The 17380-nt window shown below is 35.7% G+C and carries 12 protein-coding genes; 5 read left to right on the top strand and 7 right to left on the bottom strand.

Translation table 11 applies throughout. From position 1 onward, the window contains the following. Nucleotides 1–330: 330 nt before the first annotated feature. The 4 genes from JEM65_RS08800 to JEM65_RS08785 form a co-directional block, all read right to left on the bottom strand. Nucleotides 331–1479 carry a hypothetical protein gene (locus JEM65_RS08800; protein ID WP_199598605.1) on the bottom strand — a complete coding sequence of 383 codons (1149 nt, stop codon included), beginning with the start codon at nt 1477–1479 and terminating at the stop codon, nt 331–333. Nucleotides 1480–1800: 321 nt separating this feature from the next. Further along, on the bottom strand, nt 1801–2571 hold the full coding sequence (locus tag JEM65_RS08795) for a hypothetical protein (protein WP_199598603.1): 771 nt from the start codon (nt 2569–2571) through the stop codon (nt 1801–1803). 487 nt (nt 2572–3058) lie between these two features. Then, nucleotides 3059–3457, bottom strand: coding sequence for a helix-turn-helix domain-containing protein (locus JEM65_RS08790; RefSeq protein ID WP_233530587.1), 399 nt, complete (start codon nt 3455–3457; stop codon nt 3059–3061). Between the two features lie 37 nt (nt 3458–3494). Then, nucleotides 3495–3887 carry a helix-turn-helix domain-containing protein gene (locus tag JEM65_RS08785; RefSeq protein ID WP_199598601.1) on the bottom strand — a complete coding sequence of 131 codons (393 nt, stop codon included), beginning with the start codon at nt 3885–3887 and terminating at the stop codon, nt 3495–3497. Nucleotides 3888–4627: 740 nt separating this feature from the next. Between JEM65_RS08785 and JEM65_RS08780 the strand changes: the two genes are divergently transcribed. Genes JEM65_RS08780 through JEM65_RS08770 form a run of 3 tightly spaced genes read left to right on the top strand, consistent with a single transcriptional unit; the run spans nt 4628 to nt 11787 of the window. Further along, entirely contained in the window at nt 4628–7573 is a 2946-nt protein-coding gene (locus tag JEM65_RS08780; protein WP_233530586.1) for a SusC/RagA family TonB-linked outer membrane protein, read from the top strand. Between the two features lie 10 nt (nt 7574–7583). Next, a complete protein-coding gene (locus JEM65_RS08775) occupies nt 7584–8987 on the top strand; it encodes a RagB/SusD family nutrient uptake outer membrane protein (RefSeq protein WP_199598600.1) in 1404 nt (467 codons plus the stop codon). Continuing rightward, a complete protein-coding gene (locus tag JEM65_RS08770; RefSeq protein ID WP_199598599.1) occupies nt 8974–11787 on the top strand; it encodes a M16 family metallopeptidase in 2814 nt (937 codons plus the stop codon). Before JEM65_RS08775 ends, JEM65_RS08770 begins: the two co-directional genes overlap by 14 nt. Nucleotides 11788–11867: 80 nt before the next feature. Here the strand turns inward: JEM65_RS08770 and JEM65_RS08765 are convergent, their stop codons facing one another. The 3 genes from JEM65_RS08765 to JEM65_RS08755 all read right to left on the bottom strand — a co-directional run bounded on the left by JEM65_RS08765 (nt 11868) and on the right by JEM65_RS08755 (nt 13685). Further along, nucleotides 11868–12149 carry a DUF6520 family protein gene (locus JEM65_RS08765; protein WP_199598598.1) on the bottom strand — a complete coding sequence of 94 codons (282 nt, stop codon included), beginning with the start codon at nt 12147–12149 and terminating at the stop codon, nt 11868–11870. Between the two features lie 217 nt (nt 12150–12366). Continuing rightward, complete coding sequence (locus JEM65_RS08760) at nt 12367–13293, bottom strand: helix-turn-helix domain-containing protein (protein ID WP_199598597.1); 927 nt, start codon at nt 13291–13293, stop codon at nt 12367–12369. A 20-nt stretch (nt 13294–13313) separates the two neighbouring features. Then, nucleotides 13314–13685 (bottom strand): DUF7793 family protein, encoded by a 372-nt coding sequence (locus JEM65_RS08755; protein ID WP_199598596.1) that lies wholly within the window; start codon nt 13683–13685, stop codon nt 13314–13316. A 225-nt stretch (nt 13686–13910) separates the two neighbouring features. Here JEM65_RS08755 and JEM65_RS08750 point away from each other — a divergent pair, with 225 nt between their 5' ends. Continuing rightward, on the top strand, nt 13911–16313 hold the full coding sequence (locus JEM65_RS08750) for an aminotransferase class I/II-fold pyridoxal phosphate-dependent enzyme (RefSeq protein ID WP_199598595.1): 2403 nt from the start codon (nt 13911–13913) through the stop codon (nt 16311–16313). 26 nt (nt 16314–16339) lie between these two features. Beyond that, nucleotides 16340–17179 (top strand): RteC domain-containing protein, encoded by an 840-nt coding sequence (locus JEM65_RS08745; protein WP_199598594.1) that lies wholly within the window; start codon nt 16340–16342, stop codon nt 17177–17179. The last annotated feature ends 201 nt before the right edge of the window (nt 17180–17380 follow it).

The following is a 17380-nucleotide window of genomic DNA, read 5'->3' as shown; positions in this document are numbered from 1 at the left end:
GGAAATTGTAGCTAACACATGTATAGAAGCAACAAGTTGCGCCTATATTTATTATATGTTCCTATCAAACATATTACTTTTAAGGATGGGATACAATTTAATCAAAACACTTTTTATTTTATGATGCGGGCAAAATCAAAAAAGGTACTTTTCCATAAGTAACCACTACGTATGTACACACTTGACCAAATCAATCACAGCACAACCTCCAAATATCCCTCTCTTAACAACATTTTACCCATAGTTGGCAAACCAACCAGATGCGTCAACACAAAAATTCAGCTCTAGCCTATCGGCGAGCCGAATCCTTAGTTATTGGCAACTGCCTTTTTAATTTCTAAATGTCAATGGATCAATAATTAAATTGTTTCCAGTATTTTCTATCCAGCTTTCGATACTTTTAAAAACACCGTGTATTCCGAAAGTCCAACCTAAAAAATTATCACCACCAATAGTAAAATAGTCAAGACAGTTTTTAACATTATATTTTCTGATAGTTCCAAAGTCAATTACAATTCCGTGACCTTCTTTATCAATATTTCGCAATAGAATATAACCGTCATTCGGATTGTCTGGATTCATTTCTTTTCCGTCAACAACTTCATACTCCTGTGTGCTTTGACCTGTGCTTGTAAATAGGTTATTCCGAGAATATACTGTAGATATAAATTCTAAACTCCGAACAACTTTGATTAAAGAGCTAACATATTTTGGTTCTGCATTTTGAGTGAAAAACGGTTGATTCATTATATTTTCAATTTTAGCCATATAATCTCTCCAATCTTTGAGAACGGTAAATCCGAGATGTTTTTGTTCAAATAATTGTAATTTAATTTCTTCCTTGTTTAAACTTAACATTTTCCATATCTCTTCTAAAGCATATGGTTTGTCATAACCGTAAAAAATCTTAAAAGAGTGATTGCAAATTGTTAGAATCTCCTTGTCTACTTGTTGTTTAATATAATTACGAATTTCATCTTTCGCAGATTCCTTGTTTATTATTGACTTTATAGCTACCTGAAATACATTTGATAAATTTTCTTTGTCTTTACTTTTGTTTTTCGGGTTTTCAATTTTATAAGTTAGGGGACGTCTAAATCTTAGATCGAAAGGTAAGTCTTCTACTTTTCCAAATTCTGTATTAAAAACGCAAATAATATTTTCCCATCCAATTGTTTTGGCAGCATAGCCAAGTTCAACTAATACATTTGGATTAGGTGTTTTTCTTCCATCATAATTTGAGTTTATAAAACTAATATCTGCGATGAAAATTGAGGTATTGTCAATTTTTGAAAATATGGTCGAAGCAATATCTGGTGTGCCAGTTATATTTTTTGTGTCTCTATCTATTGCTACATTCAAGTTAATATTATCTGTTTTAATTTCTTCAATTGCTTTTTTGATACAATTTTCGATAAACCCTCGATTTTTATTGTTTGGTAAATCAGATTGCCAAGAATAGAAGATTGATTTTTTCATTCAGTTTTGTTAGGTTGTTGCCAACACATGTATAGACGCAGCCAGTTGCGCCTATATTTATTATATGTCCTTATCAAACATAATACTTTTAAGGAAAGGATACAATTTAACCAAAGCTCTTTTTATTTTATGATGCCAGCAAAATAAAAAAAGATACTTTCCTATAAGTAACCACTACGTATTTAAACGCTTGTCCAAATCAATCACAACATAACTTCCAAATATCCCTCCCTTAACCCAACGTTTTACCCCTAAATGGCAAACCAACCGGATGCGTNNGAAGGGAGTAATCGGCGAGCCTGATAGTTTTTAGGTACAGTTTCATTTTTTATATTCTTTTTCAAATCCAAATTTTACTCCAATTTTATTAATTTTTTTGTGGAATAAATCCCCTAATATTCTCATAATCCAAAGAACTGCAAAAACAATCAATATGAACATATTGTCCTCCCAAATTTCAGAAAAGCTCAATGGTTTTTCCATATGATTGAAATAATAAAAGACAGGAGTAATAAAGAAAATTATAAAAAATATGTTCCTAATTAATCTATACCAAAAGAGTAGATAAATTGATAATGTAATTTTCTTCCCATTACTGTCCTCTTTTCTTGAAACATTATAAGCGAAATCCTTAAGGTATCCTGGAAGGAATGTTCCAAATAAGCCTAAATAAAAGAGAGGTATCTTGTCAATTGGAATTTTTGAGAGTGCAATTCCAATATAGCATATGATTAAGGGAAGTACGAGTAAAAATCCAGATAATAGTCTTGTTAGTTTTCCAGTCAACACAAACCAATTGAAAGGGACTTCTCCATCAAAATTATTTAGTATGGTTTTATAAGTTGAACTAAAAATGTCTATTGTTATTACGGTATAGATGATTGTTAAGAAGTAAAGTACTACCATTAAAATTTTTACTGGTAATTCCACGTCCAAAACAAGTTTCAAACTTTCGCTTTCATCTTTTAAAAGCAATACAAGTACAAGAATCGCAAAAACAAAATTTCGGTAATGATATTTTCTACCTGACTCAACTAAATGTTTAAGTCTTTCATATTCTCTATCACTTAATTCTGTATTGTTGTCTGTCATTTAATTCGGGCATTTTTTTTAATTGTGCCTAACACATTTATAAACGCAACCAGTCGCGCCTATAGTTATTAAATGTTCCTATCAAACATATTACTTTTAAGGATAAGATACAATTTAACCAAAGCTCTTTTTATTTTATGATGCCAGCAAAATGAAAAAAGATACTTTCCTATAAGAACCACTACCTATTTACACACCACCACTACCCTATCTCATTTTCAGTTTCCCACAAAAAAATCCCTGACCAAAACTGAGAATAAACCTAAACAACAAAAAAGCCTTTACATTAAGTAAAAGCTTTCTTTTTTATTTTTAAATCACGTTTTTCTTATTTAAACAACACAAGCGTGACTCTTGAGTTAGGGGTTACAAACAAATTACATTTGATTAAAAATCTCCTTTAAATCTACGATACTTTCTCAGGGGACACAGGCGTGACGTCCACGCCAACAAGTTTCTAAAGTTTATCTTATAAACTTTCTTATTATTACATTTTTTTAAGCACAGTCAAAAATTCTTCTCGAGCTATTTTTAATTGCTTTTCAAAAAGTTCAATCGTTTCCTTTAAAGGATTGTTAATTGTTTCAATATTAGCTGAGATATTCGTTGCATTGACATTACTGTTCTCATAAAAATTTAGTGTGTTATAAAGAACTTTTTCTTCTGTAAAGTCTTTGAGTCCTTCAAAAGTCACTCCTAAGGCGCTTGCTACTTCTTTAAGTTTTTCATCACTTATATTTTCACTTTGTTCCATTTTAGAAACAGCTTGCTTTGAAATACCTCCAAGGTTTGATGCAAGTTCTGTCTGGGTCATTCCCCTTAGTTTTCTTATTCTTTCTATTTTTCTTCCTCTATGTAAACTGAGTGTGTTGATACCATCTTCCATAATTTAAAAGATTATGATTTTAATAATTAAGTACAGGTTATTTCTTTTTGTTCAGTAATATCTTAAGTTTTTCCTTTTCACTTTCCAAAAGCCTCTCATATAGCTCAACCACTTTATCGATCGGGCTGAAAACCTGATGAATTCCATGAGCAGATTCTTGAATAGAAGAATTCTCTATTTTATTATTTATATAATAAACCGCCATATTTTCATCAAAATTTTTAATAGCCTCGGGTGGAACATTCAAAATATCGGCTATTTGTATCAATAAGTTATCTTCGATTGAGATAGCATTTTCAATATTAGAAAATTCGGCTTGGGAAATACCCAATTCACTTGCCAATACTTCCTGTTTAAAACCTCTAAGCCCTCTCACCCTTGAAATATTCCGCCCTATATGCACTGTTCTATTCTTATCAGTTGCTTTCATTTCTTTTTTATGTTTAATGTAAATTTAATAAAAGTCAACCTAATAATTATAATAATCAACCAAAATTATTTTTTAGCTAAATATTATTTTAATTACTTGCAATCTAAAGTAACTCTAAACGATGGCTGAATCTTACCAAATCGATATTTTGCTCGTCGTTTTTTGTTTTTGAGTTAAAAATAAAAACCACATCCTGTAGTGAAACATTTAAAAAGACAAAATTAAATCAATTATTAAAGTATGAAAAATTGCAACAAGCAACCCTATGCCCAAAAAGTCTCACTTTGCTCTCTCTTCACCCTAATTTACCTCAATAGCAACCTATGCACAAGACACACCCTTTTAGGTAAAGGCAAGGCACAGTATAAAACGGCATCATTGGCAGATAAACATTATAAAAGATAATATACAGTATAAATGGAGCTTGCCATAAATACCTCGCTATTGCCAACTGCAATCCTCCATCCCTAAGAAATGGCGGCACTACAACAGATAGTGCAACATAGCGAGCAATAGATTTAGTCTTTTGGGAAAGGGCTGCTGGTTGATGGAGATCTGGTTAATGCCGGCGGCCCCGCTTCCCTTATCACTTAATATAGATGCCTATGACATAAAATTTACAAAAAAATAAAGTGGTCAACCTATAAATTGACCAAAAAAAAGACCCGCTCCCAGTTTTCGACGACGTTGGAGCAGGCCAAAAGTTAACATAAATGTATCACTTTAACCATTACAAAACTATGACAAAAAATCATAACTTGTGTAGGCGGCGGCGTATGTATGCCGGCTGTCTCTTCTTCCTAAGCATTTCCCTGACCCTTTCTGCCCAAGACCTGCTGGTCTCCGGCCAGGTTACCGATGGGCAGTTGCCCATCTCTGGCGCCAATGTGCTTATAAAAAACACCAACACCGGTGTGGTATCTGACTTTGACGGGCGGTATACCATTACTGCCAAACCAACGGACAGCCTTCAAATTTCCTATTTGGGCTATACCACGCTTACCATCCCCATCCAAAACCGCAGTACCATCAACATCATCTTGCAAGAAGATGCCACCGCCTTGGGCGAGGTCCAGATCAATGCCGGTTACTACACCACTACCATAAGAGAAAGTACTGGAAATATAGCCAGAGTAACAGCAGAAGATATAGAATTACAGCCGGTAGTAAATCCTTTACAAGCACTTCAAGGTATGATGGCTGGTGTTGAAATAACTTCCGGAGGTGCAAACCCTGGGGCAGCCTCTACAATCAGGATAAGAGGTATTAACAGCTTAAGAACGGAAGGAAATTATCCCTTATATATTATTGATGGGGTGCCCATTAGTGCAGAACCTATAGAAACCAACTCAATTTTGGGCAATTCAGGGCTTGACCCTCTAAATAACCTGAATCCTTCAAACATTAAAAGTATTGAAATTCTAAAAGATGCAGATGCAACGGCTATTTACGGCTCCAGGGGAGCTAATGGAGTGGTACTTATTACTACCAAAATAGGTGCGCAGGAAGGAACCGGTCTGGAAATACGAACCTATACAGGTTTAGCTTCAGTACCAAAAAAAATGGACCTACTTCGAACATCAGAATATCTGGCTATTAGAAAAAAAGCCTTTCAAAAGGACGGCGTGGAACCTACCAAAAGAAATGCATATGATCTTCTGCTTTGGGACCAGGAACGATATACAGACTGGCAGGAATATGCATTTGGAGGAGATGCTGAAGTAACGAATGCTAACTTGACTTTTAGTGGCGGGAATGATAATACGTCTTTCAGATTGGGGGGTTCTTTTTTTTCACAGGGAACCGTCTATCCCGGCGATTACCAATACCGAAAAACCACAGGAAATATGAGTCTGAATCATTTTTCTAAAGATCGGAAGTTCAGGGTTACAGCTTCCTTAAATTATGGTATAGATACGAACAAGATTACAGGAGATCTTAAACTAAGCACTATAAATCTGCTTCCGCCAAATGCACCGGCTCTAGTTAATCCCAATGGAACGCTAAACTGGTTTGATTGGGCAGAAGCAGGACTTGCAAACCCTTTAGAAGGATATTTCAATAGGAATGATATCGGTACCAATAACCTAATTACAAGTACAAGTGTTTTTTACAAGATGTTACCGGGTTTAGAAATAAGATCCGGTTTTGGATACACCCGTTTTGATAGCAACGAATTGTGGAGATTACCAGCAAGATCTTATAATCCAATTGGTAATCCAGTAAATAGGTCTGCCCATTTAAGCTCTGTCAGAAAATCATGGATCATAGAGCCACAATTATCTTACAATACCAATATTGGCAAAATGGAAGTAAATTCTATACTTGGTGCCACTATTCAGGAAAATAATAGTTCACGTCAAAGTTTACAGGGAAGCAACTATGCCTCTGAGGCACTCATTGGCAATCTTGCTGCAGCGGAGGATATTATTAATGCCAAAAGCTCAAACATCCAATATAAATATGCGGCAGCATTTGCCCGGATTGGTATGAACTGGGAAAAAAAATATTATGTAAATCTAACAGGAAGAAGGGATGGGTCAAGCAGATTTGGCCCGAATAACCGGTTCGCCAATTTTGGTGCTATTGGAACAGCCTGGATCTTCTCAGATGAAAATTTCTTTAATGACGTATTTCCCTATATTTCTTTGGGCAAGTTAAGAGCTAGTTATGGCAGCACGGGTAATGATCAAATAGGAGATTACGGATATCTCGATGCTTATGAAGCAACCAGAGGCCCTGGAGGCCTGTACCCTACCTCACTTGCAAACCCAGATTATTCCTGGGAAGTCAATAAGAAAATGGAATTAGGTCTGGAGCTGGCATTCTGGAAAAACAGGGTTAATGTTGCCTTAAGCTGGTATCGTAACCGTTCTTCAAATCAGCTAATACAATATACGCTTCCAGCCATTACAGGTTTCGGTTCTGTGCAGGCTAATTTACCTGCTACTGTAGAGAACAGGGGAATAGAGCTGGAGTTTAATAGTGTCATTTTTAACAATAAAAACTTCAGATGGCAGACTTCTTTCAATATCAGTCTTCCTAAAAACGAACTCTTAAGGTATCCCGGCATTGAACAGTCTTCCTATGCCAATACTTACCGTGTAGGAGAACCGCTAAACATTACATTGCATTATGATTACACCGGTATAGATCCAGAAACTGGCTACTATACTTTTAATGACGTGAATAAGGATGGTAGGTTGGACTTTCAAGACAGAACTTTAGTGGAAGACCGTACACGAGAATTCTTTGGAGGTTTAAACAATAATTTCACCTATCGAGGTTTCTATTTGCAATTTTTGTGGGAATTCGTAAAGCAAAATGGGAAGCTGATCTACTACAATGCAGGAAGAATGGAAAATATTCTCAATAGCTATGCATCAGCTAACTTGCAAACTCCAACCCAATCCTATCAGGGAAATTTGGCATTTTCCAATGCTATTAATAGTTCGCATTTTATTGAAGATGGATCCTTTTATCGCTTAAAAACATTAACAGTAAGCTACGATATTCCAGAGAGACACCTTCAAAATATGGGAATAAAGAAATTTAATCTGTTTCTACACGGACAAAACCTTTTGACCGTCACATCGTATGGGGGAATGGAACCAGAAAATTCCTATGAAGGTAATTTTATAGGCAATCTACGAACCATTACCGCAGGAGCTCAAATCACCTTTTAAAATAATAGCCATGAAAATCAACAACTCAATTTTTGGAACTATCATTCTACTACTTCTTAGCATAAACTTTTCCTGTGAGGATCAGGTATCCATTGATGCTCCTACAGATAAATTAGTAAGAACAGAAGTTTTTCGCAATGATCGAACCGCAATAAGTGCCATGAATGGCATCTATAATGAATTATATCAAGCCGATTTTTCAGGTGGTTCCAGATCCAGCGTCACTGTATTGGCCGGATTGTCATCAGATAATGTTCAGTATTTCAATTCTGTAAATCTCAACATGATGGAATTTCCGGATCACGAAATTCTCCCTACTAATCCAGGTAACCTGGAACTTTGGTCTAGTGCCTATAACATCATTTATTTGTGCAATTCTTTTATCGAGGGCCTGATAAATTCCACCTCTATTGATCTTGAGTTAAAGCAACAACTGGAAGGAGAGGCTAGGTTTATAAGAGCTTTCACCTATTTCTATTTAATTAATCTTTATGATAAAGTTCCGCTCATTCTAAATACAGATTACAAGGTCAATGCTCTTAAACTGCAAGTAGAAAAAGAAGAAATCTATACTCAAATAGAAGATGATCTCAAGTTTTCTTCTGAAACATTAAATACATCTTATCGAAATTCTGAAAGGACCAGCGCAAACAAATACGTTGCCAAGGCATTTCAAGCAAGAGTTTATTTGTTTCTGGGAGATTGGCAAGCTAGCGAAAAATTGAGTACAGAAGTCATAGATGAGACAGCTTCCTATGAAATTCTGGACAGCCTTGACGATGTGTTTCTTGCTAACAGTCGTGAGGCTATATGGCAAATATCACCCATTGGAGGGGGTGGCATCGCTTCTAATACCAATGATGGCAGTATGTTTGTTATCGATCCTTTTTTTTCATTTTTTTCCACGCTAAAACTTGATGAATCTCTAGTTGCAGAATTCAGTGAGAACGATCTTCGTCGCAAAAAATGGATTGGGTATAATGCATCCTTAAAGGCGTATTTCAGCCATAAATATAAAATCAGCGCAAGTTCCAAATTTCCCATCCAAGAATATTCAATGGTCTTAAGATTAGCTGAGCAATACCTGATTCGCGCTGAGGCAAGGTTAAAAATGGGTAAAACTCAGGAAGCAGTCGCAGATCTGGATGTGATTCGTAAACGAGCAAATTTATCCTTATTAACAGAAATTAATCCCACCATTTCCGGTGAGGCATTATTGAGAGAAATTTATACCCAACGCCGTGTGGAATTATTTACAGAATGGGGACATCGTTGGTTTGATCTGAAAAGAAGTGGCCACATTGACACTACTTTCAATAATAGTCCCACCTGGGAAATTACCGATAGGTTTTACCCTATTCCGAGCGAAGAAATTTCAAAAAATCCAAATTTAATTCAGAATGATGGTTATTAGCAGACAATTAATTTGCTCTATATGCTTTATTTTAAATGCATTTTATTCCTATGGGCAAGTTTCAACGACAAAACTTTCAGATAAGCCTATCTCACTGGATAGCACCGTTAGATTTGGTAAGCTTAAAAACGGTTTTACTTATTACTTAAAGAACAATAATGATCCAAAGGGAGAGGTAATCATGAAATTGATTGTTAAAGCGGGACGTTTTCATGAAGATGAAGATCAATCTGAGTATGCTCATCTTTTAGAGCATGTGGCTATTCGGGATGTAGAGAAATACAGAGATTTGGTAACGTTGCTTACGGTTCAAGGTATTGACCACAGAGCTCGCACAGGCAGACTTTTCACTAGTTACTATTTATTCGTACCTAATAGTAATAAAGAAAAACTCAATCTTGGATTAAATGTTTTAGAACAATGGGCTGGAGCTATTATAATTGATTCATCACGTCTTGACATGCACCGAGGAAGCATTATTGGTGAATTACGGCCCAATGATGCTTATAGCGATTGGTTATACAATAAAGAAGGTGAAATTATTCTTCGTAACACGTCCTTTCCTTCCTCCGACAGGAACAAAAGTATTGAAGCTATAAAAAATATTAATATTGGACGTTTAAAGAATTTTTATCATGATTGGTATAGACCAGATTTACAAGCTGCTATAGTGGTAGGATCTTTTAATCTTGACAGTCTTGAAAATATCATTCAACATAAATTTTCCAAATTAACCAAACCATTTAAAAGCAGAAATCCCGCAAAGGCTATTAAAAAGTTTGAATATCAATTATCTGGAGAAAACCAGTACGAATCTATTAAAGATTCTTTGAATACTAATTGGCGGCTTGATGTTTTTTCCAAAAGAACCAATTATGAATTCAGATTTAGATCGATAAAAGACATTTACAGTAGCTTCCTTCAAAACTTGTATGAATCCATCATAACAAAAAGGAAAACCGAATATGAAAGGCAATATCAGCCTTCATTCTCGAAGTATTCGACCCGATATGCCACTAACGGATTGGCTAGTAGTCAAATAAGTATTGGATTTATGAGTGTTGAATTAGATCAAAAATCTGCTTCTATAGAAGATAAAATCTTTGAAGCCGTCAAAGCAGATGTGATTATGCACTCAAATTTCACACAGCAAGATTTGCAGGAAGCAAAAGATAGATTAAAATCAACTTTGGTAATTTCCTCACCCAGTTCCAAGGAACTTTCAACGGAATATGAGAATCATTTTATATATCAGAATGCAGCCCCATCTGACAGTGCGCGGAAAAAATTAGCAAACCTGATCAACAAAATTTCTCTTTCGGAATTACAGAAATTTGCAAATGAAAGAAGAAACTTGTTGGAAAACACTGATTTTATCTTTGTTAATGTTCCAAAAATTCACATTCCGGAAGGTCATAAAATTGAAAAGATTATTGAAAAGGCGTATAATACTCCCATTGTAAAATACCGTTCCCCTTCCGAAAAAATTTACTCGATTAAAAGCGTAGTAGATCACAATACGAATCCTAAAATGAATATTGTTGAGAATACTGTGGGTGTAACTACAGTTACATTTGGAAATAATATTAAAGTTCTGTTGAAGCCTACAACACCTCAATCGCCATATTTTAAAAACCGAATTGAAGTTTTAGGATTTCAACCCATACTTTTTAACCAAAATACGGAGCTTTATAATAAACAACTGCTGGCTCATAATTATGCCTCGATGGCGGGAACAGGTTGGCATAATCATTTTCAAATTGAACAATTCAAGCGCGATAATGATATGCAGATGAACTTTAGAACAGATCAGGAGAATTTTCTTATTGATGGTAATTTTAATAGAAAAAATATAAATGATTTTTTTAAACTTTTGTTTCAATATATTAAAGCACCTGAAGATGATATTCAAGCTTTCAATTACTGGCAAAAAAAGATAAAGGAACGTTTTAGTCCTTATGGGATTAAAGACGGAAGTAACTTTTTTCATGATAAAATTGAAAAGATTTGGAATCCAAAATCCCCCTCATTCAATGAAAAAGACATTAATGAAATTAGTCAAAGAGAATTGTTACTTGCCTATAAGGAACACTTTTCAAATTTTGATAACTATACATTTATAATTACCGGAGATTTTCAATCCTCGGAACTGATTCATGAGATTGCACCGTACCTCTCTGGATTACCTGTTTTCGAACGCGAAGGAGAAAAAATTAAGAAATGGGGTAAAAGGCAAGAAAGACGAAATGATACTTTACGCTATAAAGGTATTGAACAATCATTCTCTGCATTATTTCTACCGGTTAAGATAGAGCCTACAATTAAAAATCAGGTTATTTTAGATCTTGTTAATAAAGCTTTTTACGAAAGACTTGTTAAGATTTTACGATTAGATTGCTATGCACCCGGGGCAGGAGGACATTGGATCAGTTTAAAGGATAGTCTATACACCTTTCAGATTAATTTCAACAGTGCATTAGGGAATGATGGCAAAATGGTATCAAACTCCATGGATGAAATTGAGAATCTAAAAGACCAGGGTATAGATTACGATTGGCTGCACTCACATATCAAGTATACCACACAAAAATTCAAATCTCAAATCAATTCGTTTGGTTATTTCAATTTCTGGCCTCAATTCCTAAAAGAGAGTTTGGAACAGGAAAGAGATTACGAGGAATATATTCTGAAATATCCCGGAATATTAGAAAATTTCATAAGCGTTGAGGATGTGAATCGTGCAATTACAGATTATATCAAAAGGGAGGATTTGCAAAATTTCCTGGTGTTGCCAGAGTAAACAAAAAAATTAAATGCTTTGATGATATGTTAAAGAAAGCCTACTGAAAATATTCAGTAGGCTATTCTACATTAATCCACTTAAAGAACAATTACAGTTCCATCACTTTGGTTTTTCTTGGTAGAAAGATCCATTTCATCATATAGATCATAAATTGGTCCATTTGCACCAAACTGAACTCGACAAGTGACTGTACCACTCGTACAGTTTTGTTCCGGGACTGCTCGCCAATTACCATTTGCGAAAATATAATCACTCGCAAACACTTCCGGTTGAACTTTGTTAGCACTTGCCAAATTTGTAAAGGACATGCCTAGAACAACAAGAAGTGCCATTGCTGGAATTAAAAATAACTTTTTCATAATATAAAGTTTAATAAACACCTACTCTTTGAAGGATTTTCGGCTTCTCCTACTTTCTGCGCAAAAAGATTTGTAAATTTTCTTTATGGTGTAAACTTTCCAGGTTTAAAAGGAAGCATGAAAGCATATTAAGCTTTCAACTACTTTTTATTTACAATAGTAAATGTCATGAAATAACACCAAAGAAAATGGTTGCTAAAGACGTAATGCTATTCTGCTATTGTATTGACCAGGCATTTTCCTTTCTGTAGACTGAAGGAGTGTGACCATATTGACGCCGAAAATTTTTAGAAAAATGAGAGTGATCCTTAAACCCACATTTCTGGGCAATTATGGAGAACGGTAATTCAGTACTTCGAATTAATAACGCAGCTTTTTCGAGTCTTTTTTGCATGTGGAACCGAGGAATGGTTGTACCATAAAATTTCTTGAATCCTTCTTTGAGCTTAGTTCTATTGGTACGATGAATAAGTCCCAATTGCTTCAGGGAGGGCAGTTCCGTATGCAGATTTCGCAGAATATAGAGTCGAACTTGTTTTAGAAGGAGTTTGGTTGCTGCACTTTCTTTTTTTTCCAACATTCCTTGGCCACTGGAGTTTTTTTCTTTCACTTCCTCCTCTTCATTTTTATGTCCGAAGCGGAAAGCTGTAATAGCAAAAGAAAAATTCGAATTTATGCCTACCATCTTTTGAATCGTACACGAAACTCTATATACGCCCTTATTTTCTGTTAGAAAGTCTAATGGGATTAAGCGCTGATATGTTTTAACAGAATTTATTTCAAGTTCCGACATTAACAGTTTTATCGAATTGTCTGAAAGTATTTCCGAAACTGGTCTGTCCAAATTGTCATCATACCATTTTAAAATTTTGGAAGTTCCAGAAGAATACGACGTTATATGGTAATTTGTATTTAAAAATATCGAAAAAAGAAATTCCGGATGTTCATTCCACTGCTGAGCATTAAAACAGGAATAATTAATCTCTTCGGACATCATGTTCAGTAATACTGTAATAGTATCTATAGGATCTCTTCGACCTGAAGGTTCTTGACGAAACATAAAATTACCACAGGCAATTTCAATAATTTGCTGATACAAAGAATTAAACCTTATTTTTTCTTCGTTGCTAATTTCCTTGTCCATGATTATTATTTTATTAATGATTACTCCTTATAATCCTGCAAGAACAAAAGTGCTTTTTCCTTATTTGTAAATACACGCGTAGGATAGGTTGGATTACTTGTTTTTATATAAAGCTGAGTGATTACCATAGAGTGCTCATCTTCCACCAGCAGTGCGAGTGCAGTAGTCATATAGGCACCTTCAATGGCCAAATAATCCCTGGCTTGCTTTTGGGCGTTTTTAACTGCCCTTAGATCGCAAAATATAGGATATGAATTTTCATTCTGTAGTTGTAAGCGTTGACTAACGATCTGCTTGGCCATAATCCTATTGATCTCATAAATTTCTTTATAGACAAAATAAAGGATCCCCTTAGAAATCCACATTTTAGCATAAGTCCCATCCACAACCATCCGTTAACAATTTAGATATCACTAATATATAACAAAATTCCAATGACTCATACCAGAACATCATACTTGATATTCTTGACACTCTATAAAGTTATTATCTTAGGATTTAATGGGATTTGAACGAAAAGACGAATTACTGTTCTAAAAAGACTTTTTTGTTTGACAGTTAAATTTATAATAGATTTTTATCCTAGCTTGAAAAGGAAAATTTTTATAAAATAAGATATGGCTAAGATTAAACACAATAACTTTCTGGATACGGTTGATGAAGTAATAACCAATGCAACCAGGGCCGGAGTAATCCATCTTCATGCAGAAGGCAATGAGTTAAATGGACGACAAATAAAAGTTAATGGTAAATCTTCCTTTCATTTCGGAACGACGGGATACCTAGGACTTGAACAGGATAAAAGGCTTAAAAAGGCAGCAATAAATGCAATTAAAAAATATGGAACCCAGTTTCCTTTATCTAAAACATATATTTCACATCCGCTCTATGCGCCACTCGAAGAGAAAATTTTTAAAATGTACGAGCACCCCATACTCATTACAAAAAATAGTACACTCGGGCATTTAGCTGTTATCCCGACCGCTGTAAGGGAGGGGGATGCGGTGATTTTAGACCACCAGGTGCACTGGAGCGTACAAAGTGCTACCGCGGTTTTAAAATCGAAAGGTGTAACTCTAAGGATGATCAGACATAGTAATATGGATATGTTGGAATACTATATCAAAGAATTAAGAAATAAAGTTAATAAAATATGGTATATGGCAGATGGGGTTTATTCTATGTTTGGGGATTTTGCCCCTTTACAGGACCTAATGGAACTATCTCAAAAGTATCCCCAGTTACATCTTTACATAGATGATGTTCATGGAATGAGCTGGAGAGGAAAACACGGTTCAGGTTATGTAATGTCTGTACTAAAAGAATTACCGCAAAATATGCTATTGTTTGGAACATTAAGTAAAACTTTCGGTGCTAGTGGCGCCGTTTTGATTTGCCCTAATGAAAAATTACATAGAAAGATTAAAAATTTTGGTGGACCCCTGACATTTTCTGCTCAGTTGGAACCTGCCTCCGTGGCTGCTGCAATTGCTTCCGCCGACATTCATTTATCTCCTGAGATCTACGATTTACAATCAGATTTAGAGCTAAAAATAAATTATTTCAACGAACTACTCGCGTTGACTGATCTGCCACTGATACATAACAATGAGTCTCCGGTATTTTATATTGGCACAGGGCTCCCAACCACAGGTTATAATTTTGTCAACCGCTTGATGAAGGAGGGCTTTTATGTCAATCTTGGGCTTTTCCCAGCCGTTCCAGTAAAAAATACCGGTGTCAGAATTACGATCTCCAGACACAATCAAATGCAAGAAATAAAAGCCTTGGTCGAGGCCATGGAATACCATTTGCCAAAGGCTCTGGAAGAAACGCATACTGATCTGAACCGCGTCCATCAAGCATTCAAACTAGAATCAAAGTCCAACCCGAAACATTTGAACCATGAAAATTTAACCATACGTTTAGAAAATTCCATTTTAAATATAGATAAGTCGGCCTGGAATACGTCCTTAGGGAAAAAAGGTGTTCAAGACTGGGATGGCATGAAGTTTCTTGAAGAGACTTTTAACAACAATGAATTGAAGGAACATAATTGGTCCTTTTGGTATTTACTAATATATGACCAAAAGAACCGACTTGTATTGGCGGCCCTATTGTCCTCCTCTCTCTGGAAGGACGATATGCTTGCAAATGCAATCGCATCCAAAACTATTGAAGAAAAACGTCTGACGGACCCCTATTACATGACATCAAACGTTTTAAGTTTAGGATGTCTCTTCACTGAAGGGAACCATCTTTATTTAGATGACAACCATCCCCTAAAGAACGAGGCCTTAAATAAACTGATGGCAACCTTGGAACAATTAGAGAAGGATACAAATTCAAAAATGGTCTCCCTGCGCGATTTTAGCGAGAACGACAGATTGCATAGCTATTTTCAGGGGCAAGGTTATTTTAGGGTTCAGATGCCAGACTCATGCCATATCACTTTAAGACCAAACGAATCCATTGAAAACTACATTGACAGTCTTTCATCGCGGAGCCGAAGACATTATAGAAAGGACATATTGGCCCACGAACCTACATTGGAAATATCCGTACTCTCTGAGCTGGATAACTCTCAAATAATCCAGGTAAAAAAACTGTATGACAAGGTCCGAAAAAACAATTTAGGCCTGAACACTTTTTCATATCCCACAAAATTATTCGAGAACATGTCAGAAAGTCCAAATTGGGAGTTTATAACCATTAAAGCCCCGGAAGCCACTGAAGGGATTATAGGGGTCATGTTCTGCTATAAAAACAAGAACCGCACTTACGTCCCTTCTTTGGTGGGAATCGATTATGACCATCTCCAAACTTACCAGACCTACCGACAGTTACTTTATCAGACCATCAAAAGGGCAATCCATTTAAATTTTGAACACATTGACCTGGGAATGACCGCAGCATTTGAAAAAAGAAAACTTGGGGCCAGTGTTGAAGGGAAGTATGCCTACATACAAACTGCTGACAATTACACACTGGAACTCATGGGTTTATTGGAATCTCGATAAGGATAAACGTATGACCCCAGATTGCAATGAGATACCAGGAATTAATATCAGAATTTGAATCAAAACTTGAATCTTTGGAGTTTGAGACTGATGATATTTTATATAGGGCAGAACATAGTATTGCCAAGACTGAAACCTGCATCAAACAACTTCGGAATGAAGTTATTGAAAAGGGGTTTGGTTCGAAATATGAGGAGATCAGCTTTTTTAAGCATGTTAAGCCACAAATTTTCAGCAGGCTCATCTACTATGTACGACTCTTTAATATTGAAAGTAAACGTCCACGGAGCAGCTCTAAATTTCAAATAAGGTATCTCAACAACCATATCGATAAATTGCAGGTATTCTTTAATGATAATTTAGAGTTCTACCATTACTATCGCAGAGGTGCAACCACCCTGGATGAAGAATATTTTATCCGAGGTAAGTCGGATTTACGGTTACCTACAGAATCTTACCATTTTTTTATAGACGAACAGTTTTCTACCTGTCAGGACACCACCGTGGCCACCATAATTGCCTACGACATGTTGATTGTATACCTGCAACAGGAAATAGAAAAACTACAGACCAGCACAGACACTTATAATAACGCTATGAAGCAATCATCTTCTAAACTTTTCTGGACGGGAAGCAAAACGGAACTCACTGAACTGATCTACGCGCTTCACAGCAGCGGGGCCATCAACAGCGGCACCGCCGACATAAAGGAATTGGCATCCCTATTTGAGCAAATGTTCAACATTGGACTGGGCAACTACTACCACACTTTTATAGAGATCAGGGCCAGAAAATCCAATAAGACCAAATTTGTGGACAAGCTCAAGGATTCCCTCGAAATGCGGTTTGAAGATTCTGATGAATAATCCATAGATGATCCCAACTTGGGAATTCTTGACCCCTTCCATTTTCCATTTACTTTGAGATCATTTGGAGTCAAAAACCTTGTCTTTCCTTACCTTCCAATACCAAAACGACTCAAATTTTATTTTGAAAAAAACATCCCACCTTGGGACTGACTATTGATGATTCATCAACAATATCCAACAATTTTGTAGAACGAAAGT

Origin of the sequence: Gelidibacter salicanalis (assembly GCF_016469035.1) — a bacterium.
In the GTDB taxonomy this organism is placed as follows: domain Bacteria; phylum Bacteroidota; class Bacteroidia; order Flavobacteriales; family Flavobacteriaceae; genus Gelidibacter; species Gelidibacter salicanalis_A.
This window is presented reverse-complemented; position numbering and strand designations above follow the sequence as displayed.

What these genes read in the sequence shown, in the direction of transcription:
- JEM65_RS08745 (WP_199598594.1), top strand. Translation starts at nt 16,340, where the DNA reads ATGAGATACCAGGAATTAATATCAGAATTTGAATCAAAACTTGAATCT.
- JEM65_RS08790 (WP_233530587.1), bottom strand. Translation starts at nt 3,457, where the DNA reads ATGGAAGATGGTATCAACACACTCAGTTTACATAGAGGAAGAAAAATA.
- JEM65_RS08770 (WP_199598599.1), top strand. Translation starts at nt 8,974, where the DNA reads ATGATGGTTATTAGCAGACAATTAATTTGCTCTATATGCTTTATTTTA.
- JEM65_RS08785 (WP_199598601.1), bottom strand. Translation starts at nt 3,887, where the DNA reads ATGAAAGCAACTGATAAGAATAGAACAGTGCATATAGGGCGGAATATT.
- JEM65_RS08780 (WP_233530586.1), top strand. Translation starts at nt 4,628, where the DNA reads ATGACAAAAAATCATAACTTGTGTAGGCGGCGGCGTATGTATGCCGGC.
- JEM65_RS08760 (WP_199598597.1), bottom strand. Translation starts at nt 13,293, where the DNA reads ATGGACAAGGAAATTAGCAACGAAGAAAAAATAAGGTTTAATTCTTTG.
- JEM65_RS08765 (WP_199598598.1), bottom strand. Translation starts at nt 12,149, where the DNA reads ATGAAAAAGTTATTTTTAATTCCAGCAATGGCACTTCTTGTTGTTCTA.
- JEM65_RS08750 (WP_199598595.1), top strand. Translation starts at nt 13,911, where the DNA reads ATGGCTAAGATTAAACACAATAACTTTCTGGATACGGTTGATGAAGTA.
- JEM65_RS08800 (WP_199598605.1), bottom strand. Translation starts at nt 1,479, where the DNA reads ATGAAAAAATCAATCTTCTATTCTTGGCAATCTGATTTACCAAACAAT.
- JEM65_RS08775 (WP_199598600.1), top strand. Translation starts at nt 7,584, where the DNA reads ATGAAAATCAACAACTCAATTTTTGGAACTATCATTCTACTACTTCTT.
- JEM65_RS08795 (WP_199598603.1), bottom strand. Translation starts at nt 2,571, where the DNA reads ATGACAGACAACAATACAGAATTAAGTGATAGAGAATATGAAAGACTT.
- JEM65_RS08755 (WP_199598596.1), bottom strand. Translation starts at nt 13,685, where the DNA reads ATGGTTGTGGATGGGACTTATGCTAAAATGTGGATTTCTAAGGGGATC.